Here is a 24,855-nt window from a genome sequence, read left to right as displayed (position 1 = left end):
ACCACTTCTGGTACACTTTCTCCGTATAATATATTTCTTAGTATCTCCCTTATTTTTATTTATAAACTGCCTGACTAGATTGCTATTATTTACCGTTCGTTTCTCGTATAATTTGCGCTATTAATTGCACTGTAAATAAAGTGGTCGAGAACATGAGTTTAGCTCAAACTATTATGCCTGAAGGTTATATTTTCCCTCCTAAGCCGGCACCGTTAACACAAGACGAAAAAGGCGAATATAAAGCGCGTATAAAACAATTACTGCAAGAGAAAAACGCGGTACTTGTTGCTCATTATTACACTGATCCTGAAATTCAAGCGCTTGCTGAAGAAACGGGCGGCTGTGTAGCCGATTCACTCGAAATGGCGCGTTTTGGCGCTCGCCATGAAGCCGACATGATCATCGTCGCGGGTGTACGTTTTATGGGTGAGACTGCTAAAATTCTAACCCCTAACAAAACCGTGGTTATGCCAACACTTGAAGCGACTTGTTCATTAGATATTGGTTGCCCAGTGGATGAGTTTTCAGCGTTTTGTGATCAACACCCAGACCGTAAAGTGGTAGTGTATGCTAACACCTCTACCGCGGTTAAAGCGCGTGCTGATTGGATAGTTACCTCATCGTGTGCACTTGAAATAGTGGAGTACTTAGATGAGCAAGGCGAAAAAATCATTTGGGGCCCAGATAAGCATTTAGGCAGTTATATTCAAAAGAATACTGGCGCCGATATGATCATGTGGAACGGCGCATGTATTGTACATGATGAGTTTAAAACCAAAGCGCTAAAAGACTTTAAAGTCTTGCATCCAGATGCAGGCGTATTGGTGCATCCAGAATCACCGGCTGAAATTGTTGAACTCGCTGATGCTGTTGGCTCTACTAGCCAGCTTATTAAAGCAGCGCAAACTATGCCTAATAAAAAGTTTATTGTGGCGACCGATCGCGGTATCTTTTATAAAATGCAGCAACTATGCCCAGATAAAGAGTTTTTTGAAGCGCCAACGGCTGGTAGCGGCGCTACATGTAAAACTTGCGCTCACTGCCCTTGGATGGCAATGAACGGCTTACAAGCGATTGAGGAAGCACTGATTGATGCCAGCGGTAAAGAAGTGTTTGTTGATATGGATTTGCGTGAAGGCGCACTTAAATCATTAAATCGCATGCTAGACTTTACAGCCAATATGGCAAAATAATAAATAGCAATATAATGCATTAGATAAAGGCGATACTCAGGTATCGCCTTTTTATTTGCTTATGAGTAGTTAGTTTGATTATTGAGCAGTTAAAAGCATGATGTTAAAAAGGCCTTGCACCAAGCAAGTGTATTTCATACTATAGCGCGCTGTTGCAAAGCAACATTGTGGAGAGATGGCTGAGTGGCTGAAGGCGCACGCCTGGAAAGTGTGTTTAGGTTAATCCCTAACGAGGGTTCGAATCCCTCTCTCTCCACCATTATTCTATATTAGGACGCCTCAAGGCGTCCTTTTTTGTGTCTGTAATAAAGTTAAGCGTGTTGGCTTTGTACTTGGCGTTTGTTTTTACGCTGATGTTTTAATGTATACATTCGTTGGTCGGCTAAGGTTAAGCAGGCTTTGTAGTCATTACATTCCTCACTACTTGCTAAGCCATAGCTCACGCCTGATAACGGCCAATGTTTTTGAACTTGTTGATGAATATAGTTTAACGACTCGTTGATGCTCAGGGTGAGTTGGGCGAGCTGTTGTGCTGACTGAACGTTACACACACAAATAAACTCATCACCGCCGGTTCTGCATACCTCGCCTTTGTCGGCTAACGCATTTTGTATTAACCGCGTAACCTCAATGAGTAGCTTGTCACCGTGAGCATGACCTAGGTGATCGTTAACGCTTTTAATATTGTCGCAATCTATAAACACAATGAGATAAAAATTATCTAAGTTATCGAGCTTTTCTTGTAATTGCAGCCGGTTTCCTACTTTGGTGAGTGGGTCTATGCGTGATAGCTCTAGCGCTTTTATAAAATTATTTTGCTTTATTTTTAGCCATTCAGATAAAGAAAGTAAAATACAGATACAATCAATGGCCAGAGCAATAAGTACCCATAATTCAGGTGAACTTATTTCTATTAAATTTAGGTGCGATAAAATAAAAATAACTAAGGACAAGCTATAAACAAGGTTGCCAGTTAAAAAATATTTCGCTCTAAAGTCTTTCATCCCCAGCATTGTAAAGCCCAGTTTTAAGCTTAAATACACCCAAATGGCAGCAAGGAAATGAGCTAAATAAAACACCCAATGAAAGGGTAAAAAGGGGTTTAAAAAACCACAGGCAAGTGCGGTTATGGAGAAGTATTTTAAAAATCGGCTAATACCAGTGCGGGTATGTTGGTCAAAGTTAAATAAGTAATAGGCAAATGAACTGGCACAAGCAATAGCAAAGGCAAAAATATACATGCCAAAGTAATGGGTGTTAATTGCGTGGTAATTAAAAAGTAACGCAACTACCCCCGAGGCGAATGCCCAACCAATGCCGTGTAATCCTATATAACCTGCACAAAATAATGCCACGCGATGTCGTGTTTTAAAAAACATGATCAAGGCCATGCAAGCCAAGGTCAGCATTATAGTAATAGACACTAAGCTTAATGAATTGATATAAAACTGAAGTTTAATAAACCTAGATTGAGGAATAACATTAATGCTGACAGGTTTAGCAAAGTGTTTAGCATTAACATAAAGCCATAAAACACCGTGTGAATTAGCTTCTAGTTGTAATTCAAAAGCTCGGCTGTGCATTACAATGGCTGATGGGCTGGCACTATCTTGCGAAAAATCAGCGACTTTTCTGATCCCACTAGTATCTTGATAAAAAGCAACGCCACTATCTAAATAATTAATTTGGGGGATTATATACCAGCGACCTGCGCGCTCTGTGGTTAAACTGATTTTTGCTATTGCACTGCCATGGGCACTATACAGCGAAGTGACGGGAGTACTTACATTGTTATAAGCATTAATGAGTTGCTCACCTTGGGTTGGTTTAGCTAAATCTACTTGATGCCACATAGCTGACTTTAGTTGTAAGCTGTCATTTTGATTTAATGCTACAGCAAAAGCATTAAAACTAATGGTTTGAAATAGTAAACAACATATAAAATTGAAAGTGTACCGCATGTAATACCTAAGTTAGTTACCGGTAAAAATTGTACTGCATTTTTAACAGAATAATTATTGCTATGACCGCTTTAGCGTATTCTTGCTTTATAGTTACTAACTTTAATCACTAAACGGTGAGCTGTTATTATAAAAATATAGTTAATGATTAATTAAAGGGTTAATAATTTATCTAGTTTGGCTATTGAGCAATATTTATGACAAAAATACTCTTTAAGGTTTACGCTCGTGTAGACGTGTGATTAGTTTCTGATTGATTTACATGAATTTGATATTCATAGCGATGAATGATTATAAATCGCTATGCAAAAGGAGATACTTATGACTATTTTATTTAAAGTTATGCTCCATAATTTTATCTGATAACGCGCTAAGTATATCGACTACTTTAAAGCTTGCTTGCTCCATAAGAGATACTTTTTCAACAGCAGTATTGAGATCGCCTAATTGGAATGCTTCTAGAGCAGCAAAGCCATTTTTGTGGACATCTGCATGTGGTTTCTCTAATGCTTTGAAGTCGTTAATGCTTGAATATTTTAATGCACCTTCACCTTGATAGTACCATTGACCTAAACGGCACATGGTATGATCAGAAAAGTCTTCTGCCGTCTTGTTTGATTGACCTAAAATGACTTTATAAATATCGTATTTCCATACAATATGGTCCATTTTTACTGTTTGAATAAATGCATCCGCACTTGAATTAACAATAACGCTATACATATTTTGTGATAGTTCAACCACCTTTTTAGCAGTAGTATCAATTTCTAATGAGCTATTTGCAATGCCATCACTTTCTTCGCTAACGTTAGTAATGTTAGTTACAACGCTTTGCATTTGCTCATTAACCTTATCTATTAAATTAGATATCTCGTTAGATGCCTCAGAAGAGCGTTGAGCAAGCGTTCTCACTTCATCTGCGACGACTGCAAACCCTCGCCCTTGCTCTCCCGCTCTTGCTGCCTCAATGGCTGCATTAAGTGCGAGTAAATTTGTTTGATCAGAAATCCCTTTAATTATGTTTACAAAATCATTAATGCCGATTGTTACTGACTGCAATTCTTTAACGGATTTAGAGGCGGACTTTGTATCTCTTGAGATATTATGTGTTGACGATGAAGTCGTTGCTAACATATCTAAAATTGTATCAAGTAATTCTTGGGATGACTTAAATGACGTAATATCATTGATTAGTTTATGTGAAGTTGAGGCTAAGCTTTCTCTGATATCACTAATTAAATCAGATGACTGCAATGATAAGGTATTTAATTCACGCTGTTTTACAAATGCCGTATCGTTTGCTATTTCATTGTGGTTTAGTTGTGATTTCTCGCTGTTTACTGCTAATAATTGCTCCTCAAGTTTTTCATTGGCTTTTTTTAATTGCATTAACTCGTTATTTAACTCGTTAATTTTGTTTTTATATTTTGAATTGAACAGCATGTAGACCCCAATTTAAACACGGAAAATAAACGTTATATTTTTTATTAAATTTACCTGATTATAGATTACATAATTCGATTTTTAACAGGGCTGGAATTAATGTCCACCCAAATCGATTTTTATAAGAGTAAGTTACAACACAATAATAGATGCTTTATAACTTTTTGGTAAAAAACTTTTCATTTCATGCTTATAACAAACTTATTTAAAATGGTCACTATTTTAGAGGTTAGGGTCTGTTGACCTTTCAAGGTTGGATTTGCAGCAGTCTGTTTGGTATTTAGGCAAGGCAGCGCCTATGTGGTTTATTCCCCATAAATAGGCGATAACGCAGTATCCATGCCAAACAGGCGCTGCCCGAAGGGTTCTGCTTAGGGGCTATTTATTCTTTGTTGCCTACATGGATGTAGGTAAGGGGCGTGTGCAGGACGCGGAAGTTTTGCTCGGTTATGACTTGTTCTTACTAGGATGTAAGCCAGTAGAATAACGCAGGAGCAGTTATCGAGCCCACTAGGTTACAAACATCGCGCCGCGATTAAATCGCCCCTAGCTTGAAAAAATTTTAATCCGAAAAGATTAACAGGCCCTAATATTTTCTAATTGATTTATTCAACTGCGCTTGAAATTCATCAGGAAATAAAATCGTGCCGTCGTCTTCTTCGGTAGGGAACACGGCAACTAGTAAGTCGTCTTCTTCAAGGCCTGGCGTCCAGCGGCTAAACCAATCTGCTGTTGGAATTGCTTTTGGTGTACATCCTTCCCATTCACCGGTTGCCCATGCTTGTGCAAACTCACGGGTTGGCCATACGGGTACGCAATCGTCGTCTTCGTTAGTGAGCATTACGCAGCCGTCGTCATCGTTTAAAATCCACACTTGCTTAAACTGTTGCACAGTTTCGTACATGTATGCGAGTCGTTTTTTTGCGCCAAGGCCTAAAATTACGTCGTCTTGCTTTGATAAATTGTCAGTGGTCATTTTTGGCTCTCTCTCACTGTGGGGGGGAATACAAAAGGCAGCGACATACTGCGCTTTAAAATTAAGTTTAGCTAATGGCTGCAAGCAGCTCGTCGGCTAGTTGGTTTAGTGCGTCAGGGTCTTGATTTGTTAATGCATAAGTGCGCAATCCATAAATACCCATAACACAAAATCGTGCAAGCTCTATGGCACTTCGTCCATTGGTAATTTCTTTGTTATCTATCGCTTTTTGTAATTGCTGCGCAAAGGCATGCTCGTACGCCGTTAAATTAGTACGTAATACGTGGCAAATTTGTGGATCGTTACCCTCTACCTCGCTAATGCTTTTTGTAAGCAAGCACACTTTAGTTGCTTCGCCGTCAATACATTCTTGCACAATGATATTAAGGTATTGTTTCAGCGTATCTAAAATACAATTACTGTGCTCAAACAGCGCTGTAAATTGTGTATTGCGATCGGTTTGGTATTGCTCCGTAGCGGCTAAAAAAATGCCTTTTTTATTACCAAATGCCCCATACAAAGAACCCGGATGTAAATGGGTGGCTTGAGTCAGTTTTTGCATACTGGTTTTTGCATAGCCATGAAGCATAAACATGGCCATAGCTTGGCGCAGTACAAACTCTTTATCAAATTCTGCAGTTCTCATAATGACTCTTTTAGTGGAGAGAGTAGTAATGAATAAATTTATTTTTCTTAGGCCTAGGTGGCAGTTTACGCAATCTTAAACAAAGTTTCAAAATTATACTTGAATATTCATTCAAGTGACCTTATCTTGAATGTACATTCAACAAAGGATAAATATTATGTCGATTGACTTACTTTCACCTTTTAAATTAAATAACAGCATAGAACTGCAAAACCGCGTACTTATGGCACCATTGACCCGTTGTATGGCAGATGACAATTTAGTGCCAACACAAGCCATGGTTGATTACTACGCTCGCCGTGCTGATGTAGGCTTAATTATTAGTGAAGCCATTATTATCCGTGCTGATGCTCAAGGTTATCCAAATACACCTGGGCTTTTCACTAGCGAACAAATTCAAGGTTGGAAAAAAGTCACTGACGCAGTACATGCTAATGGCGGAAAAATGTTTGCACAACTATGGCATGTTGGCCGTGTAGCACACCCTCACTTTTTTGGTGGTGATGTTTTGGCGCCATCGGCAATTGGGGTTGAAGGTTCAGTGCCGCGTATGCGCGAGCTCACTTATGTTACGCCAAAGCCTGTAACTACAGACGACATTAAAGGCTTAGTGGCTGACTACGCTAAAGCCGCAGAAAATGCGATGGAAGCGGGTTTTGACGGCGTAGAAATTCACGGTGCTAATGGTTATTTAATTGATCAATTTTTACATTATGCGGCAAATGAACGTGATGACGAGTACGGGCAAACACCAGAAAACATGTCGCGCTTTGCACTGGAAGTAACCGATGCAGTTATTGATGTTGTAGGCAATGAGCGTACCGCTATGCGCTTAACGCCAGGTGCTTATTTTAATATGAGCGAAGACAATCGCGATAAAGCAGTATTTGACTACTTATTACCAGAGCTTGAAAACCGCAAGTTAGCTTATTTACACGGCGGTATTTTTGACGACAGCATGCGTTTTGATTCACTAGAAGGTAAATCAACCTCTGAATTTTTACGAGCTGGTTATGCAAGTACCTTAGTGGGTGTAGGTAGTTATAGTTTTGAAACTGCGAAAGAAGCGATTAACGACAATAAATTTGATTTAATTGCTATTGGTCGCCCGCTTATAGCTAACCCAGATTACATTAGCAAAATTAAAAACGGCGAAGAAGTCACAGCTTACAGTGATGAAATGCTAGCTGAATTGAAATAGCAGCTAATTTAGTAAAAACGATAGGACACTCATGGACAACTGTGAGTGTCTTTTTTTATACATTTATTTGCCATAATTTACTCATAATTGTTTAATCTTGCTGTCAATAAAGTTCCCCCTCGTTGTCATATTTAAAAAATAGACTGTGCCCGCTTTCATAATTACCTTTTATAATTAGAATCAAACGGGACAACAATGTACGCTTTAAAAAATAAATCGATTTTGAGCATGGCTGTGGCCATGGCGGTATCAACTTCAGCTTATGCTAACGATAACGTGATAGAAGAAGTAACCGTTACTGCAAAACCAACCAGTTATGCAAACAACGTTATTGAACCTGCCATGCTTGAGCAACAAAGCTCGGTATCGAGTGTGTTATCAGTAATAGATAACTTACCTGGCATTAGCATAAACGAAGGCGACGCATTTGGCGGCGACGATTGGTCAACCACTATTACCATGCGTGGTTTTAGTATTGACTCAAACCAGCAGCAATTAGGTATGACGGTAGACGGTATTCCTAATGGCGGTTCTAATTATGGCGGTGGTGCTAAAGCGAATCGTTACCTAGATAGCGAAAATCTTGTCACCGTGGAAGTAGGTCAGGGCACTTCAGATATTAAATCAGCCTCGTTAGAGGCGCTAGGTGGTACTTTTAACTTTGTAAGTAAAGCGCCTAGCTTTGAAAAAAGCACCACTTTTGCATATACCTCAGGCAGCCATGACGCAAGTCGCTATTACGTTAAACACGAAACTGGCACCATTTTTGATAATACTCAAGCGTATGTGAGTTATTCGCAAACCGATACTAGCCGTTGGATTGGCTCGGGCAGCAATGGCGGGAAAGATAACCAACACGCTGAAGCGAAATTTGTCACCACCCTTGATGATTTAACTATAACAGGGCGTTTATCTTACGATGATGTAAGCGAGACGAATTACAACAGCGTGAGCTTGGCACAATTTGAACAAACTCCAGATTGGGATCAACTAACATGGAACTGGACAGGCGTTCCTCACTTTGACCAAATGTTTGCAGAAGGTTGGGGCACGCTGCGTGAAAACACTCTAGGGTATTTAAAGTTTGAATACGCGATTTCACCCATCTCATTGTTAACCATTAGCCCGTATTACCATAAAAACTCAGGCCGAGGCGATTGGATCCCTCCTTATTTAACGTCTCCTGTAGATGAAAATGGTAACCCAACCACGGAAGGTGGTACAAACGCAGGCTCTTATGGCTTTACAGATAGTAATGGCAACCCACTTGCTCCCAACGCAGGTTGCACGGCTAGCTTAAATTGGCCGTGGGAGTCAGGCCCCGAGCTTAATCCTGCATGTTACGACGCTGATGCCACGCCTGTTATGTCTTATCGTCATACACATTATAATAAAGATCGTTTAGGGGTAACTGCTAATTATCAAGCAAGCATTGGCATGCACGATATTGAAGCCGGTTTTTGGTATGAGCAAAGCGACCGTGATGAGTCACGAGATTGGCATAAAGTTATAGATGCGCGTATTTATCATCATTTTGATAACACCCCTTATTGGACGCAATATAAAAACACCTTTGAGACCGATACGCTCAAATGGTACGCCCAAGACTCAATGGCATTTGGCGACTTAACCCTTAATCTAGGGGTGAAAAAGTACTTAGTAGACATAGAAAAGTATGACCATTATCAAAACGCCACCACAGCTAAAGTAAACAGTGATTCAGACCTTCTATTTAGTGGCGGTATTTTATATCAGTTAAACAGTAACACTGAGTTATTTACCAGCTACAGCGAAAACTTTGCCGCCATTAAAGATGGTGTGCTTGAGCGCGATAGCTCTGACTTGTCAGCTATTGAGCCAGAAACCGCAGAAAATATTGATTTAGGGGTGCGTTATGACAATAACGCACTTAAATTAACGGCAACGGCTTACTCAATTGAATTTGATAACCGTATTACCTTTATAGCGCCAGGTAGCGACACGGGTGGTATTGATTACACCATAGGTACTAACGGCTCGTACCTAAATGTGGGCGGTATTGAATCGAAAGGTTTAGAGCTATCAGCAAGTTATATGTTGAGCCCACAGTGGAATGTATATAGCTCATACACCAATAATAACTCTGAATATAAAGGCGATGCGCCAGGCTTTGAAGCAGGAAGCAAAGTAATTGATTCAGTAGATGATTTATTTGTGCTTTCAACCGATTATTACAGCGGTGATTTCCGCTTTGGTTTATCGGCTAAATACACTGGCGAGCGTGGCGATGTAGATAGCTATACCGTGGTTGATTTAAATGCAGGCTACGCAGCTGAAGTTAATGCTGGCCCCTTCAAAGCAATTGATATTGCTTTTGTGGTTTACAACATTACTGATGAAAGCTACCTAGCGGGCGGTACAGGTAATGGAAGCACTTACTTTATTGGCGCCCCACGCACAGCAGCCGTGACGTTAACGGCCACGTTTTAAAACGTAATTAAGCCCATCATTGATGGGCTTTTTATTAAACGAGGTGTGTATGCAAACAATAGTAACAATACTAATAATCGGTTTGGTTTTACTTAACAGTCAGGCGGTTTTGGCAGCACCACAAAATGTGGTGTTGGTAACTTTAGATGGGGTTCGCTGGCAAGAAGTATTTAATGGTGCCGATAGCAAGCTGATTAATAATAAAGAATTTGTTAAGCAACCAGCACATTTAAAGAGCCAGTTCTGGCATGAAAACCCGCAACAGCGTCAACAATTGCTAATGCCATTTTTAACTCAAACTATCGCAAAGCAAGGCGTTATTATTGGCGATAGAGCTAAAGGCTCAACTATGTCGGTGAGTAATCCGTGGTATTTTTCATACCCTGGGTATAACGAAATTCTCACTGGCGAAGTGGATGAAAGTATCAACAGTAACGACAAGGTTTTCAACCCAAATAAAACTATTTTAGAGCGTTTAAATGCCCAGCCTGAATTTAAAAACAGCACCGCGTTATTTGGTAGTTGGGATGTGTTTCCTTTCATTGTAAATACCCAGCGCAGTAAGGTGCAGGTGAATGCGGGGTTTATGCCCGTTGCTGATGATTTATTTGCCGACGCAGCGCTACTTAATGCGCTACAAACAGAGATACCTAGCCCTTGGCACAATGTGCGGCTTGATAGTTTTACCTATCGATTTGCTAAAGCGTATATGCTGGCTAAAAAGCCTAAATTACTGGTTATTAGTTTAGGAGAAACTGACGACTTTGCTCACGATGGGCATTACGACGCCTATTTAAAATCGGCTAAGCAAAGCGATGCATTTATAAAAGATTTGTGGCAAACCATTCAAAGTACTGCAGGTTATAAAAATAATACCACGTTAATTGTTACTACTGATCATGGCCGTGGAAGTCATGCCAGTGATTGGCAGCATCACAGCTCTCGTCGAGCATTGCTAGAGCTTAACCTAGGCGCAAATGTGTTTCCTAACGGCATAGTTGGCTCTGAGCATATTTGGCTGGCAGCTATTGGCCCTGCAATTAAAAATAACGGCTTAATTAAAACTAAAAACGAGCTTAAACAAGCGCAAGTTGCCGCCACCGTTTTAAAAGCACTTGGGCAAAATCCACACATAATTAACCCTAATATGGCACCAGCTATTAACGAGATTTTAAAATGAAACAGTTACTAAAAACCCTTAAGCATTTTGCACTGTCACTGACTATTGTGATTAGCATTGGAGCAATGGCTGCGCCGTCTAAAATATTATTTGGCTCTTGCGGACATCAAGATAAAGACATTCCTATATTTAACGCCATTAACAAAGAGCAGAGTGATTTATTTATATTTTTAGGGGATAACATCTACGGCGATACTAACGACATGGCTGTGCTTAAAAATAAATACCAACGCCTTGGAGCAAAGCCAGGCTTTAAAGCACTACGCGCACAAACACCAATAATAGCTATGTGGGATGATCACGATTATGGTCAAAATGACGCGGGGAAAGAGTATCCGCATAAAGAAGCATCGCGGCAAATCATGCTCGATTTTTGGCAAGAACCGGCAAACTCAAAACGCCGTACCCGTGCTGACGGCATTTATACCTCGTATATGTATGGCGAAGGCGAGCAAACCGTGCAGGTGATCATGCCAGATTTACGCTTTAATCGTGACACACTTAATTCTGTTAGCGAGATTGAGTATTACACCAAGCGTAAAGCAAATAACCAAGGCCCGTACAGTCCAACTGAAGTTAAAGGCGCATCAATGCTAGGGGAAGCACAGTGGCAATGGCTTGAAGCCGAGCTTAAAAAGCCAGCGGCAATAAAGCTAATAGCGTCAAGCTTGCAGTTACTGCCAGATTTTACCGGCTGGGAATCGTGGGTAAATTTTCCAGAGGATCGAAACCGTTTATTTGCGCTAATTAAAAAACATCAAGTAAATGGTGTGATTATTATTAGTGGCGATACTCACTGGGGCGAGATTTCAAGGTATCAAAAAAACCTTGATTACCCGCTTATTGAAATGACCAGCTCAGGCCTGACAGAAAAGTGGAAAGACGTTAGCCCTAACCAGCATCGTGTGGGTAATTACACACATAATGTTAACTATGGTGATTTAAGCATAGACTGGCAACAAGTCGACCCTGCTATTTCATTAAAGCTTAAAGGCATTGATGGCCAAGTTATTATGCAAAGTGACTTTAGTCTTTCAAGTATTAGTCCTTATTAATAGCATCACCATTTAAATAATAAACGCACTGCGGTTAAAGCTGTGCGTTTAAAAGTTCACTATCGGCGGGCTAACTTGCTGATTTATTAATGCCAATTTCCCCTTAGCGCTACCGCTTAAATTGAAAATATCTTACACTGGCCTTATCTCAAGTAAGGCTGGTATCGTATGCTCAATATTATTCAATCAAACCGTATGGAAGCTCTGCAAGCGCAGTTTCATCAGCTATTAAAAGTAAACCCGTTGCAAAGCCCATTTGATAAAGAAGTGGTGTTAGTGCAATCGCCGGGTATGTCGCAATGGCTTAAAATCGGTTTAAGTGAAAATTTAGGCGTAGCTGCTCAGGTAGACTTTCCGCTGCCGTCGAGTTTTATTTGGCAGTTGTATCAGCAATTACTGCCAAACGTGCCTAAAGAGTCGGCCTTTAACAAACCTAACCTTGCTTGGAAACTGTTTGCAATTTTACCTACTTGTATTGACGAGCCACTGTATTTACCCCTAAAAACCTATTTAGAGGGCGATATTGACGGCCAAAAAACCTTTGCTCTATGTGAAAAAATAGCCGATGTGTACGACCAATATTTGATGTACCGCCCCCATTGGATAGCCAGTTGGGATAGTGGCACCGATGAGCTTGACGATGTTGATATAACGATTGCGCCTTGGCAACCCGATTTATGGCGTCGTATCGTCAAATTAAGCAAACAGCTGGGGCAAAGCCAATTTCACCGTGCCAATATGCAAGGGCAGTTACTCAGTGCACTTGAGAGCATGGATAGCGCCTTATTACCAAAACGCATTAGCTTATTTGGCATATCTGCCATTGCTAGCTCGCAGCTTGAGGTGTTTGAAGCCTTAAGTAAAAAAACTGAAGTGTTTTTATTCTTTTTTAACCCTAGCGAGCATTACTGGGGCGATATCATTGATGAAAAAACAGCCGCTAAAATCACCGCTAAATACGCAAAAATGCCGCTGATGGAAGCACAGCAAAAAAAGCACACCAATCCCGATGAGGAATACTATTTTATTGGTAATCCGCTGTTATCGTCGTGGGGTAAACTCGGCCGCGATTATTTTGAGCAACTAGTGCAGCTTGATGCCCGCTGGATTGATGGCTTTATAGATGTATTTGACGACAGCTTACTTGGCCAAGTGCAAAGTGAAATTTACCAACTTGCCTTTAAAGGTGAGTCGCTCACCGATAACAAAGAATGGTTTATAAACGATGAGGGCAAGCTGCCAATAACTGCAAACGATGCAAGTATTACACTTAGCGATTGCCATACACCGCTTCGAGAAGTAGAGCGTTTGCACGATTACTTACTTAATTTGTTTAATCAAAACTCAGCGCTTACCCCGAAAGACATTATCGTGATGATGCCCGACGTTGGTACCTACAGCCCTTATATTGAAGCAGTTTTTGGTGGTGCACAGGGCAGCCGATTTATACCTTATGCGCTAGCTGATTTAGCCATAGAGCAAGAGAAGCCAGTACTGAGTTCGTTTGCCAGTTTGGCTAACTTACCGTTTTCGCGCTTTGGCGTGTCGGATATTCTCGATTTATTACAGGTTACCCAAATTGCTGAAAAATTTGGCTTAGAAGCACATGAATATGAGCAAATTCAGTATTGGTTGGAGCGTGTTGGCGTTAAATGGGGTGTAAACGCTGAACATAAAAGTAGCTTTGATTTACCCGCAATTGAGCTTAACACTTGGCAACATGGCTTAAACCGGTTACTACTGGGTATTGCCATGCGCGATGAACAATGCCCATTTAATGGCATTTACAGTGCTGATGAGGTTGAGGGCATGGCACTTGATACACTTAATAAGCTGGTACATTTTATTGATGTGCTGCAAGACTTCAAAGCTAAGCTCACCCCCGATGACACACTCACCAATAAAGCCCAAATTTTAAATGAGCTGCTCAATACTATTTATGAAAGCGAAAGCGACGACAGTTGGGATTTATTAGTGCTGCAAAAAGTACTCGAAGATATAGGTAAGCACCACGACAACGGTGATTACAGTGAGGCCGTGTCGCAGCGCATTGTTAGCTATTTAATTAAACAAGGCATACAAGAAAAAGGTGTCGGCCAACGTTTTTTAGTGGGGCAGGTGAATTTTTGTACGTTAATGCCAATGCGCGCTGTGCCGTTTAAGGTGGTGTGTATGCTAGGCTTGAATGATGCCGATTACCCACGTACCGTGCAGCCTATCGGGTTTGACCTAGTACCTTATTCTAAAAAGCAAAAAGGTGACCGTTCACGAAAACTCGATGACCGCTACCTTTTTTTAGAAGCGCTTCTTAGTGCCCGAGATAATTTATATATGAGCTACATTGGTCGATCATGTTTTGATAACCAGCCACGCATGCCATCAACACTTGTCAGTGAATTGTTAGAATACATAGGTCGAAGCTTCAAACTTAGCGAACCCGGTGATAAACCCTTGCCAGATTGCCTTATTAGCCAACAACATTTACAACCTTTTAATAGTCATTATTATTTGCCAGCTAGCGCTGAACAGGCAGGGCTTAACAACCACAGCTATAACCCAATTTGGCTGCCTAGCGAAGCCTTTGAGCCAAAAGCAATCACTACACTTGATGTAACGCCTCCAGAGCTGCTTGATCTTGATATGTTTATTCGCAGTGTGTGCCACGCCCAAGAGAGCTTTTATCAGCAAAGCTTAGGGTTACGTTTGCCGCAATTTAACGACATAGCCAAAGATGAAGAACCGTTTAGCTTAGATGCGCTGCGCCGTTATTTTTACCTCGATGAAATACTTGAAGCTAATATTAACGATACCCCACTGAGTACCGAACAAATACTGCAGCGCGGTGAGCTGCCGCAAGCTCATGTTGGCAGCTTAATTTATGAGAGCATGCAACATCGCGTTGATGCGCTTGCAGGGCAAGTAAAACAACAAATAAAAGCGGGTAAAAGCGAACCGATAGAGGTGTTACTTTTGCTTGAAAATACCACCATTGAAGGCTGGCTAAACCATGTGTATATGCAAAAACAAGTGTTTTATCGCAGTGCTAGTATTAAAGCTAAAGATTTAATTAAAGGCTTTATTTATCATCTTGCTGCACAAAGCATGCAACAAGAGGTTGAAACTTTATTACTGGGTTTAGATAAACAAATTAGCTTTGCCCCAATGAGTAAAGCCGATGCCGATTTACTGCTCGCAGATTGGTTTGAGCTTTATAAAGCATTACGCAACAAGCCCGTGGCGTTTTTTCCGGTAAGTGGTTATGAATACGTAAAAAGCGGTGGTGATATGGCAAAAGCCAACAGTAAATTTAGTCCACAGTATATTGGCCGAGGCGAAGGAGAAAACCCATATATTCGTTTAACGGTGCAATCACTTAATGACTGCCAAGACGAATTTATACATTGGAGCGATAAGCTTCTCGCCCCATTATTCGAGCACGCCAAGGAGAGTGACTATGCAAGCGCTTAATCCGCTCACTATGCCATTATTAGGGCAAAGCTTAATTGAAGCCAGTGCTGGCACAGGTAAAACCTACACGATCACGGGTTTGTATTTGCGTTATTTATTGGGCATGCAAATACCTGGTGAGCTGAATACGCCATTGAGTGTTGAGCAAATTTTGGTAGTCACCTTTACGGATGCCGCCACGCAAGAAATTAAAGACCGTGTTCGTAGCCGAATTATTGCCGCGCGTGATGCGTTACTTGGGCAAGTACCCAATGATGAGCTAATTGAGGGTGTAATAGCAGGCGTTGATGACAAGCACCGTGCATTTGACTTACTCGATGCCGCAGCTAAATCAATGGACGAAGCAGCTATTTTTACCATTCATGGTTTTTGTCAGCGAATGCTAAAACAGCATGCGTTTGAATCCGGTGTGGCATTTAACTTAGAGTTCATTTTAGATGAGCGCGATATTCTGCTTGAAACCATAAAAGACTTTTGGCGTGCGTTTGTATACCCTCTCAGTAAAGAAAGAACAGATGCGATTTTAGCGGTATTTGCTGCGCCCGAATCACTATTTAGTCATGTAAGTAGTATTTTAAATAAGGCGAACGCAGAAATAACCCCGAAAGTTAGTTTAGATGCGGTATGGCAAGCGCGAGATGAATACTTGGCGCGTGTTCCAGCCTTTAAAAAAGCGTGCCTAGAGCAAGAGTTTATTGGTGCTGTTAAAGCATCCGATTTAAGTGGCTCAAAAACACCTGGGCGAAAGGGCAGTCTTGCTGCACTTGAAGCATTTTGCTTAGGCAGTGATGACTTTTTTGAATTTGGTACCAGTAAGTATTCGTTTGAGGTGTGGAGTAGCGAGAACTTAAGTAATGCCGCTAATTATAAAAAAAATGGCACATTACTGACTCATCCACTTATTAGCCAATTCGATGCCTTAGCCGCACTTAACAACACCATTAACCAAGGGTTAAAAATTGCGATAGTGCAATATGCGGCGAGCTGGGTAAAAGCGGCCATAGTTAAACGCAAACAAGAACAAAGCGTGATCACCCCTGACGATTTACTGACTAATTTACACAGTGCCTTAAAGAGTGAACAAGGTGATGTGTTCGCACAAAAAATAGCGCAGTTATTTCCGGTGGCAATGATAGATGAGTTTCAGGATACTGACCCGATTCAGTACGGGATTTTTAGTAAAATTTATGCTCAAAGCAATACCACTTTAGCTATGATAGGCGATCCCAAACAAGCAATTTATGGGTTTAGGGGCGCAGATATATTTACCTACATTGGCGCAAAAGAAGCGGTAGATGAGCCACAACAATTTACATTGGGCACTAACTTTCGCTCAAGCAGTGATATTGTAAATAGCGTAAATAGCTTATTTAGCAAATACGAAAACAGCTTTATTTATAACGACGCCATTCCATTTAATAAAGTGAAAGCGAAAGGAAAAAAAGCAGATGAGTCGTTTTTAATTGACGGTAAACCTGCCACCGCGTTTGAGTTTAATGTGTTTGTAGATGAAGCCGGCGATGAAAAAAATAAGCCGACCAGTAAAGGCTTAGGGCAAGCTCATTTAGCCACCCATTTTACCAATAAAATTGTTACTTTACTTGAGCAGGCAAACCAAGGAATAGCCTGTATTGGCAGTACGCCGGTAAGCGCTGCTGATATTTGTATTTTGGTGCGCGACCGCGTTGAAGCACAAATAATGAAGCAAGCGCTGAGTAAAGCTAATATTGCCAGTGTGTATTTGTCGCGCGACAGTGTATTTAGCCAAGAGTTAAGTCATCACTTGCTCAATTTTTTAACGGCTTTGCATGGTCAGTACGATGAGGCGTTACTACGCGGTGTATTAGCTGGCCCGTTATTTTGTTTAAGCTATAACGATATTTTTGCTCTAGCCGATGATGAAAATAGCTGGCAAGAACACCTAAACTTTTTTGCTCAACTTAGCCATATTTGGCATAAGCAAGGGGCAATGGCAATGCTCGAACGCTTACTGAGTCACAATCAGCTCAGTGCCAAGTGGCAAGGCTTGGGCTATAACGTAGAGCGGTGGCTTACCGACTTTAGACATCTTGGCGAAATACTGCAGCAAAAACAAATAGAGCTTGAAGGGACACTTCGTTTATTACGTTGGTTTGCGCAAAAGGTGAGCCAGCAAGATGGCGAAACAGTGCAAGTTCGCTTAGAAAGTGATGCGAACTTAGTTAAAATTGTGACTATGCACGCTTCTAAAGGGCTTGAATACCCATTGGTATTTATGCCATTTGCCAGTGGTTATCGTGAAACTAAAGACGCGCTTTATCATCAAAATGGCAAGTTGATTTACGATTTAAGTAAAGACGAAGACGCCTTGCAAAAAGCCGAACAAGAACGTTTAGCAGAAGACTTACGTTTGCTTTATGTGGCACTGACCCGAGCAGTGCATTTTTGTTCGCTGGGCGTGTATAACATTTCTCAAGGGCAAAGTAGCCGTTTAGCAATTCAAAGTAGTGCGCTGGGGCATGTGTTATTCTCAGGATTAGAGATAAGCAGTAGCCAAGTATGGCGCACCCATTTAAGTGAATTTTGTGAGGCTAATCATGCTATGCAATACCAGCAATTTACCTCAGGCGAATTACATGAGCAGGGCATACTTCGGTTAAAAAATAGTGACACTAAACAGCACGATTTACTTATTAATACAGTAACGGCGCAGATTGAACGTGACTGGCGAGCAACTAGCTTTAGTGCCTTGAGCTTTAAAAAGCATGCTGATCAACTTGCTCCAGGGCGCAGCGATGAAGATCATCAAAGAGATGAGTTTGCCGTGCAGCAAGATGAACTTCCTTCACCGTATAGCTTTCCTAAGGGTGCAAAACCAGGGAGTTGTTTGCACGAAATATTTGAGCAGCTTGATTTTACCAGTCCGGTAAATCATCCCACGAATGCCGAGCAAAACTTAACGGCTGTGATTGAGCGTGCTTTTGAAAAGTACCATATCGATGAGCAATGGCAGCAAATTACCGAGCAATGGGTACTCGATGCACTTAATTGCCCGTTAAACAGCAAGAATAATTTAAGTTTGAGCCAATTAGCGCCAAGTGACTGTTTAGTAGAAATGGAGTTTAATTTACCGCTTAGCAGCCTCAGTGCCCCTAAGCTTAATGAAGTGTTAATTAAACATTTTGGTTTTAACCAAAGTAAACTTGAGTTTGCCCATGTTAAAGGGTTACTAAAAGGCTTTATTGATTTAATTTTTTGCTACCAAGGCAAGTATTATATTTTAGATTATAAATCGAATTATTTGGGCAGTACCGCTGCCGATTATGTGTCTGAGCAGCTAGAGCAAGCAATGACCAGTCACCAATATCATTTACAGTATTTAATTTATACCGTAGCGCTGCATCGCTTGCTTAAACAGCGAATTCCCGATTATTCAATAGAGGCGCATTTAGGCGGTGTTTATTATACTTTTTTACGCGGTATGCCAGCAGGTGAGGGAGTGTACTTTAAACAGCTAAGTCCAGATCAAGTCGTTATTTTAGATGGCTTGTTTAGCCAAGGAGCCATGCTATGAGTGATTTAAATCAACAACCGGGTTTGTTTGATGACTTAGATGATGCCCCTATAGACGAACCTGTGCTCACAACAGCACAGCCAACGATGCAGGGCAGCGAAAGTATTAAAGTCGTGCCGTTGCTAACGTATTTAACGGACGAACATAGAGTGCGTGTGGTTGATGTAAAACTGGCTGAATTACTCAGTGGCACAAACGCACAGCAAGGGTATGACGACCTCTTTTATATAATTTTAATGCTGTGTTTATCGCAACAAAGCCAGCATAGCTGTTTAACCCTAACAGAGGTTGATTGGACTAATCCGTTTAATTTACGTCAAAGCGACTTTACTAAACTAGAAGGCACGCAGCCTGACACTCTCAGCCCATTTAGTAATGACTTTACGACTGAGGCAGCAATACGTTATTTACTCTCACATCACAGTGTTGGGGAGCAAAAGCCGCTGCAATTGTTTAATCAACGATTATATTTTTCTCGTTTAGCAGGCTATGAACAAACCCTTGCCCAACGATTACTGACAATGAGCGAACGACAACTTAACCTTGATGATGCAGTACTTGCTCAGTTATTAACCCGCTACTTTCCTGATGATCCGAGTATTGACATTGATTGGCAAAAAGTAGCGTGTGCGATTGCCGCCACAAAAGGGTTTAGTGTGATCACGGGCGGGCCTGGCACCGGTAAAACCACCACGGTAACAAAGCTGTTAGCGATTTTACAATCGTTATATAAAGCGGCGCCATTGAGCATAAAATTAGTAGCACCCACAGGTAAAGCAGCGGCACGGCTAACAGAGTCAATTTTAGGGGCTAAAAATAAGCTTAGTGAAATACCGGCTGATATTAACGCGTTGATCCCGCAAAGTGCGCAAACCATTCATCGTCTGTTGGGAGTTAAGCCATTTACCAATAAATTCCGACACGATAAAAGCAATCCGTTGCATGTTGATGTATTGATTATTGATGAGGCCAGCATGGTCGACTTATCACTTATGGCTAAACTAATTGAGGCCTTGCCAGATCATGCTCGATTGATTTTACTTGGCGATAAAGACCAACTTGCTTCGGTTGATACTGGCAGTGTAATGAGTGATTTATGCCAAGGGTTAGTGCTTGGACAAACACCGCGTTATTCAAAAGTACGCTGTGAGCAATTGAACACGCTGTGCTTTAATGGCGCTGTTAAACTAAATGCGCAAAGTCAAAGTGAGTTTAAACTTGCTGACTGCATTGCCTTTTTACAACATAGCTATCGGTTTGATGCAAAAAGTGGCATAGGTCAATTGGCGCTGGCTGTAAATACCAACAACCGAGGAATATTAAATTACGTTGAACAACAAAGCAGCGAAGGGCATTTTAGCGATATTATTTTAGACTATGATTTTGTTTCCACACCGATTGAAAAGTTAGTAAATAGTGCCGCAAGTCATTATGCTAATTACCTAACCCTGATAGCGCAAGGTGCCAGTGTTGCGAAAGTGCATGCAGCTTTTGCCAGTTATCAGTTACTTGCTGCGGTACGTGAAGGCGATTATGGTGTTAATAGTTTAAACCAGCGTATTGAACGGGTATTACAGCAGCAAGGTTTAATTAGCGTTAATCCTAATCAGCGGCATTATATAGGGATGCCGATAATGGTTAGTCAAAACGACTACCAGCTAAAATTATTTAACGGTGATATAGGGATTTTAATGCCCGATGATAGCGGCCAACTCAAGGCACTGTTTATTGATGAGCAAGGGAATGAACGGGCATTTTCACCCGCACGGCTTCCGGTGCACGATAAAGTGTATGTAATGACCATTCATAAATCGCAAGGCTCAGAGTTTAGTTATACCGCGATGGTGTTACCACCGCTCAAGCAGGCGAGTATCGGTATTAATAGGCAATTAGTGTACACGGGAATTACCCGCGCAAAACAGACCTTTGAGCTGGTGGCAGATAAAAAAGTGCTGCAATTGGCCATGGGTAAAAGTGTATCACGGGCGTCAGGCTTGTATGAGCGATTAGTGTAAAGCCATACTTATACTAATCTCTTATTTTTGGGGTTCGTTTTCTAAATAGGTTGGGTTGCCAGCCAAAATGCAGTGCGCCCAATCTTAGAAAGACGGTTACCAATAATGAACCTATAATGCACCATAAATAAGGAGCTTCTAATAAAAATAGTGTGGCATAGGTTAAGCCTCCTGCAAAGCACGCGGTGGAGTATAGCTCTTCGCGCATCACCAGCGGTACTTCTCTACAGATCACATCACGTATTAAGCCGCCAAATATACCCGTCGTCATTCCCATTGTAAGCGCAACCACCATGGTTGTACCTTCAATTAATGCTTTTTCAATGCCGACCACATTAAAAATAGCCATACCGATGGCATCAACCAGTAACATGTAATAGTTAGACAGGTCGGGCAAGTGGCGAATAAACATAACGGTGACAAAAATAGCGCCATAGGTGGCATATAAATAATCGGGGTTGGCTATCCAAAATACAGGTTGATTAAGAAGAATATCTCTGAGCGTGCCACCGCCTAACGCGGTGACTGAGCCAACAACGACAACACCAAATCCACCAATATCTTTGTCGTGGCCTAATAATGCACCTGAAATTGCAAAGAATGCCACGCCAATAAGGCTTAAAAAATTAAAATACTCTGCCGTCATTGAGGTGTCCTTACCAAGTTGAGAATTTATATTAGATATTAAGGGTAAGTGATAGGGGATTTATATTAGCTGAATAAAACAAGCACAGGTTATTAGCCCTGTGCTTTTATGATGGGTTGTTATTGTAAGTAGTCAACGACCAGTTGAGATAATGATTCTACGCCAAGTTGTAATGCGCTTTCGTCAACATAAAACTGAGGTGAATGATTACTTGGTGCCGTTTTAGCGTTTTGATCTTTTGGAGTAACGCCTAAAAAGTAAAACAGCCCAGGGGTTTCTAGTGCATAATAGCTAAAGTCTTCTGCACCGGTAATTAAATCTGTGGTAATAATGTTGTCAGCACCAGCAATACGGGCAAGTGAAGGGGTCATTTTTTGGGTGAGTGCTACATTGTTTACTGTGACAGGGTAGCCGTGATCTATATGCACATCAGCTTTAGCCCCCGCGGATTCGGCAACCAGTTCAGCGGTTTTAGCTAAACGTTTTTTAATATCGGCACGCATCGTTTGATCAAAGGTTCTAATTGTACCAATAAGCTCTACATTATCAGGAATAATATTTGAGCGTATGCCGCCGTTAATCGCGCCAAATGAAATAACAGAAGGCGCTTTAGTTACATCTACCTGGCGAGAGGCAATTGTTTGAGTTGCCATTATAATTTGTGATGAAGCAACAATGGGATCTACGCCATTCCAAGGGCGCGAGCCATGAGTTTGACGACCCGTTACGTTAATTGTGAAAGAGTCTTCACTGGCCATTAGAGGCCCTTCTCTAAAGCCAATTTGACCAGTATTAAGTGAGCTGGTGACATGCAAGCCAAACACCGCTTCAGGTTTTTGTTTAAATAAACCTTCTTTTAGCATTAGCTCTGCGCCTCCTTCTTCTCCTTCGGGGGCACCTTCTTCAGCCGGTTGAAATACAAACAGTACGTCACCCGCTAACTGATCTTTAATTTTTACCAGTGACTCTGCTACGGCCATTAGAATAGCAACATGAGTGTCGTGCCCGCAGGCATGCATAACGCCTACTTCATTACCACGATAGGTTGAGGTTTGTTTAGAGGCAAAGGGTAAATCAACTTGTTCGGTAACGGGTAAAGCATCCATATCGGCACGAAGGGCGATTAAAGGGCCTTTTTTACCACCGCTTAATTTAGCCACAACTCCGGTATGCGCAACACCAGTTTGTACTTCAAGCCCCAGTGATTTTAAATGGTTAGTAATGTACTTCGCGGTTTCAAATTCGCGATTACTCAGCTCTGGATATTGATGCAAATGGCGACGCCATGTAATGACTTTTTCACTTACACTTTGTGTTGCTTGTTCAAGTTGGGTGTTAATACTACTAGCAAAACTAGGCGCTGAAATTGCAGTAAATAAAACACTGCCAAAAATTATTTTTTTTATCATTTTAATTCCTTGGTTTTCATCGTGTGTAATTAACTTACGCTATTACATTAATAAAAAGTAGTGTTGTTTAATAGTTAACCACAGTTAAAAGAAAGTTTATTGATACTGCTTAAGAAGGGGATAAAGCTATTTTGTTTAACACAATAGTTTGGCGCTTTTGTCGTATTTTAACGCAAATATTTAGCTTTAACGGTGAAAATGATAACAAAATGTTGCATTTTTTAGATTTGTTCCCAATACTGGTCAATGCATTGCTTTTACCATGCACTGACAACAGCGTGTAACAAGCTAAGCATAATAAAAATATTCAATCAGTTAAGGATTAATATGAACAACACACACACTTTTAAACGCGCGACTTTATTTGCAGCAGCAATAGGGCTCTTAATGAGTTTTTCTGCGATGAGTAAAGAGTATAAAGTAGTTTTAATTCATGGTTTGCAAGTATCCCAACTTACCAATAAAGCAGGTAGTGATGTAGTAAACGATGGCCAAAGTTATTGGCAGTCTTATTGGGTAAACCGTGCCGACGAGCGCATTGACTGGCCTGCGTATGAACGAATAGAAGGAAAAATTACTACAGATTGGGTATGGCCCAAGCTACAACAGATCTCTCGCTCAAATTTATGCGAGCCAGGCTGCGTGTTTGTAACCCACTCTACCGGTGACTTAGTTGCCCGATATATTATAGATAACCAAGAAAACTGGCTAGAAAACGCGGGTTTAAAACCGCTTAATATTATTGCTACCTTTGATTTAGCAGGTGCTGGTGGCGGTAGTGAATTAGCCGACTTAGCGGTGAGTGCGTTAACCGGCGCATCGTGGAATTTTGCTGTAGATGCTGCATTAACTTGGTGGCTAGGCAGTGAAGTTAATGAGGCGGTTGGTGTATTGCATGATTTAAAAGTTAACAATGCACGTAGAATTGCGCCATTACCTGATGCGCGCACACCGCGTTTACGTTTTGTGGCCGATGGTAATGCTTACTTAGGTTTAACGGCTGGTTTTTTGCGTGGTAACGATGATTCGGTAGTCGCTACTCACTCATCATGCGGTGCAAGCTCGGTAAGCTCATTTGGCAGTTGTAGCGCCAATATTGATACCAATGGGCGTTTAAAATCGCAAGGTGATGCTGTTAGTAGCTTCATGCCATACCATTATCCATTAATGATGACTAACAGTTACAGCCATAACGAAATTCAACAAGCGCAGCACCAAGGTAATGTAACGGTGGCAATGAATAATATTAGCGTGGCTGGCGATAAATTAGGATATGAAACTGTCGATGAAACTACCGGTAGTTGGTTTTGGAAAAAACAATACCGTTATGTAAAAGACTCTGATAATTTGAGTGCTTCAACGCTTATATATAATGTGATCCCATAAAGGTGATTGTGCGTGCGGCTTTATATACTGCACGCTTTTGATACCAATTAGCTTTATGCAGTTATTTATTTTTAGCCAAAAAAAGCTTAATGCAAATTGCATCAGCTTTACGTTCTAAAAGTGATTAACTGCTAGGGTCTGTTGACCTTTGCGGATTACAATTTGTTCAAACTAGGGGCGGTTTAATCGCGGCGCGAGGTTTGTAACCTAGTGGGCTCGATAACTGCTCCTGCGTTATTCTACTGGCTTACATC

15 protein-coding genes and 1 tRNA gene are annotated in these 24,855 nt (G+C 41.2%); 10 read left to right on the top strand and 6 right to left on the bottom strand.

Annotation, left to right across the window (positions count from 1 at the left end; all coding sequences use genetic code 11):
• Positions 1-152: 152 nt before the first annotated feature.
• Positions 153-1,193 carry a quinolinate synthase NadA gene (nadA, locus tag QL989_RS10110; protein ID WP_290170236.1) on the top strand — a complete coding sequence of 347 codons (1,041 nt, stop codon included), beginning with the start codon at positions 153-155 and terminating at the stop codon, positions 1,191-1,193.
• Positions 1,194-1,362: 169 nt separating this feature from the next.
• Positions 1,363-1,452, top strand: a tRNA-Ser gene (locus QL989_RS10105).
• 52 nt (positions 1,453-1,504) lie between these two features.
• Here the strand turns inward: QL989_RS10105 and QL989_RS10100 are convergent.
• From QL989_RS10100 to QL989_RS10085, 4 genes are all read right to left on the bottom strand, one after another.
• Entirely contained in the window at positions 1,505-3,154 is a 1,650-nt protein-coding gene (locus QL989_RS10100) for a diguanylate cyclase (protein WP_290170234.1), read from the bottom strand.
• Between the two features lie 330 nt (positions 3,155-3,484).
• Positions 3,485-4,597 carry a methyl-accepting chemotaxis protein gene (locus QL989_RS10095; RefSeq protein WP_138609272.1) on the bottom strand — a complete coding sequence of 371 codons (1,113 nt, stop codon included), beginning with the start codon at positions 4,595-4,597 and terminating at the stop codon, positions 3,485-3,487.
• 586 nt (positions 4,598-5,183) lie between these two features.
• Positions 5,184-5,573, bottom strand: a complete 390-nt coding sequence (locus QL989_RS10090) for a DUF2750 domain-containing protein (RefSeq protein ID WP_290170232.1) — start codon at positions 5,571-5,573, stop codon at positions 5,184-5,186.
• A 67-nt stretch (positions 5,574-5,640) separates the two neighbouring features.
• Entirely contained in the window at positions 5,641-6,219 is a 579-nt protein-coding gene (locus tag QL989_RS10085; RefSeq protein WP_008109773.1) for a TetR/AcrR family transcriptional regulator, read from the bottom strand.
• Between the two features lie 157 nt (positions 6,220-6,376).
• On the opposite strand from QL989_RS10085, the gene QL989_RS10080 reads away from it, so the two are divergent.
• The 7 genes from QL989_RS10080 (at position 6,377) to recD (ending at position 21,160) form a co-directional block, all read left to right on the top strand.
• On the top strand, positions 6,377-7,420 hold the full coding sequence (locus QL989_RS10080) for an alkene reductase (RefSeq protein ID WP_138609066.1): 1,044 nt from the start codon (positions 6,377-6,379) through the stop codon (positions 7,418-7,420).
• A 195-nt stretch (positions 7,421-7,615) separates the two neighbouring features.
• Entirely contained in the window at positions 7,616-9,889 is a 2,274-nt protein-coding gene (locus QL989_RS10075; protein WP_290170228.1) for a TonB-dependent receptor, read from the top strand.
• Between the two features lie 49 nt (positions 9,890-9,938).
• Positions 9,939-11,069 (top strand): alkaline phosphatase family protein, encoded by a 1,131-nt coding sequence (locus tag QL989_RS10070; protein ID WP_290170225.1) that lies wholly within the window; start codon positions 9,939-9,941, stop codon positions 11,067-11,069.
• Positions 11,066-12,124: an alkaline phosphatase D family protein gene (locus tag QL989_RS10065; RefSeq protein WP_290170221.1), complete on the top strand. Its 1,059-nt coding sequence runs from the start codon at positions 11,066-11,068 to the stop codon at positions 12,122-12,124. The genes QL989_RS10070 and QL989_RS10065 overlap by 4 nt, the downstream gene beginning before the upstream one ends.
• Positions 12,125-12,292: 168 nt before the next feature.
• The gene (gene recC / locus QL989_RS10060) at positions 12,293-15,592 is read left to right on the top strand and encodes an exodeoxyribonuclease V subunit gamma (protein WP_290170219.1); all 3,300 of its coding nucleotides are present in this window, start codon (positions 12,293-12,295) and stop codon (positions 15,590-15,592) included.
• Positions 15,579-19,145, top strand: a complete 3,567-nt coding sequence (gene recB / locus QL989_RS10055; protein ID WP_290170216.1) for an exodeoxyribonuclease V subunit beta — start codon at positions 15,579-15,581, stop codon at positions 19,143-19,145. The genes recC and recB overlap by 14 nt, the downstream gene beginning before the upstream one ends.
• Positions 19,142-21,160, top strand: coding sequence for an exodeoxyribonuclease V subunit alpha (gene recD / locus QL989_RS10050; protein WP_178955696.1), 2,019 nt, complete (start codon positions 19,142-19,144; stop codon positions 21,158-21,160). Before recB ends, recD begins: the two co-directional genes overlap by 4 nt.
• Before the next feature lie 13 nt (positions 21,161-21,173).
• Here the strand turns inward: recD and QL989_RS10045 are convergent, their stop codons facing one another.
• Positions 21,174-21,806 carry a trimeric intracellular cation channel family protein gene (locus tag QL989_RS10045; protein WP_138609080.1) on the bottom strand — a complete coding sequence of 211 codons (633 nt, stop codon included), beginning with the start codon at positions 21,804-21,806 and terminating at the stop codon, positions 21,174-21,176.
• Positions 21,807-21,925: 119 nt separating this feature from the next.
• Complete coding sequence (locus QL989_RS10040; protein ID WP_290170212.1) at positions 21,926-23,215, bottom strand: amidohydrolase; 1,290 nt, start codon at positions 23,213-23,215, stop codon at positions 21,926-21,928.
• 327 nt (positions 23,216-23,542) lie between these two features.
• Between QL989_RS10040 and QL989_RS10035 the strand changes: the two genes are divergently transcribed.
• The gene (locus QL989_RS10035; protein ID WP_290170210.1) at positions 23,543-24,601 is read left to right on the top strand and encodes a hypothetical protein; all 1,059 of its coding nucleotides are present in this window, start codon (positions 23,543-23,545) and stop codon (positions 24,599-24,601) included.
• Positions 24,602-24,855 lie beyond the last annotated feature (254 nt).

The sequence above is a fragment of the Pseudoalteromonas sp. APC 3224 genome (assembly GCF_030407535.1).
Lineage (GTDB): Bacteria > Pseudomonadota > Gammaproteobacteria > Enterobacterales > Alteromonadaceae > Pseudoalteromonas.
Note: the sequence above shows the minus strand (reverse complement) of the source record. Positions and strands in the feature narration are given on the sequence as shown.

Coding starts and splice junctions, on each gene's coding strand:
- nadA (WP_290170236.1), top strand. CDS start 153: ATGAGTTTAGCTCAAACTATTATGCCTGAAGGTTATATTTTCCCTCCT.
- QL989_RS10100 (WP_290170234.1), bottom strand. CDS start 3,154: ATGCGGTACACTTTCAATTTTATATGTTGTTTACTATTTCAAACCATT.
- QL989_RS10095 (WP_138609272.1), bottom strand. CDS start 4,597: ATGCTGTTCAATTCAAAATATAAAAACAAAATTAACGAGTTAAATAAC.
- QL989_RS10090 (WP_290170232.1), bottom strand. CDS start 5,573: ATGACCACTGACAATTTATCAAAGCAAGACGACGTAATTTTAGGCCTT.
- QL989_RS10085 (WP_008109773.1), bottom strand. CDS start 6,219: ATGAGAACTGCAGAATTTGATAAAGAGTTTGTACTGCGCCAAGCTATG.
- QL989_RS10080 (WP_138609066.1), top strand. CDS start 6,377: ATGTCGATTGACTTACTTTCACCTTTTAAATTAAATAACAGCATAGAA.
- QL989_RS10075 (WP_290170228.1), top strand. CDS start 7,616: ATGTACGCTTTAAAAAATAAATCGATTTTGAGCATGGCTGTGGCCATG.
- QL989_RS10070 (WP_290170225.1), top strand. CDS start 9,939: ATGCAAACAATAGTAACAATACTAATAATCGGTTTGGTTTTACTTAAC.
- QL989_RS10065 (WP_290170221.1), top strand. CDS start 11,066: ATGAAACAGTTACTAAAAACCCTTAAGCATTTTGCACTGTCACTGACT.
- recC (WP_290170219.1), top strand. CDS start 12,293: ATGCTCAATATTATTCAATCAAACCGTATGGAAGCTCTGCAAGCGCAG.
- recB (WP_290170216.1), top strand. CDS start 15,579: ATGCAAGCGCTTAATCCGCTCACTATGCCATTATTAGGGCAAAGCTTA.
- recD (WP_178955696.1), top strand. CDS start 19,142: ATGAGTGATTTAAATCAACAACCGGGTTTGTTTGATGACTTAGATGAT.
- QL989_RS10045 (WP_138609080.1), bottom strand. CDS start 21,806: ATGACGGCAGAGTATTTTAATTTTTTAAGCCTTATTGGCGTGGCATTC.
- QL989_RS10040 (WP_290170212.1), bottom strand. CDS start 23,215: ATGATAAAAAAAATAATTTTTGGCAGTGTTTTATTTACTGCAATTTCA.
- QL989_RS10035 (WP_290170210.1), top strand. CDS start 23,543: ATGAACAACACACACACTTTTAAACGCGCGACTTTATTTGCAGCAGCA.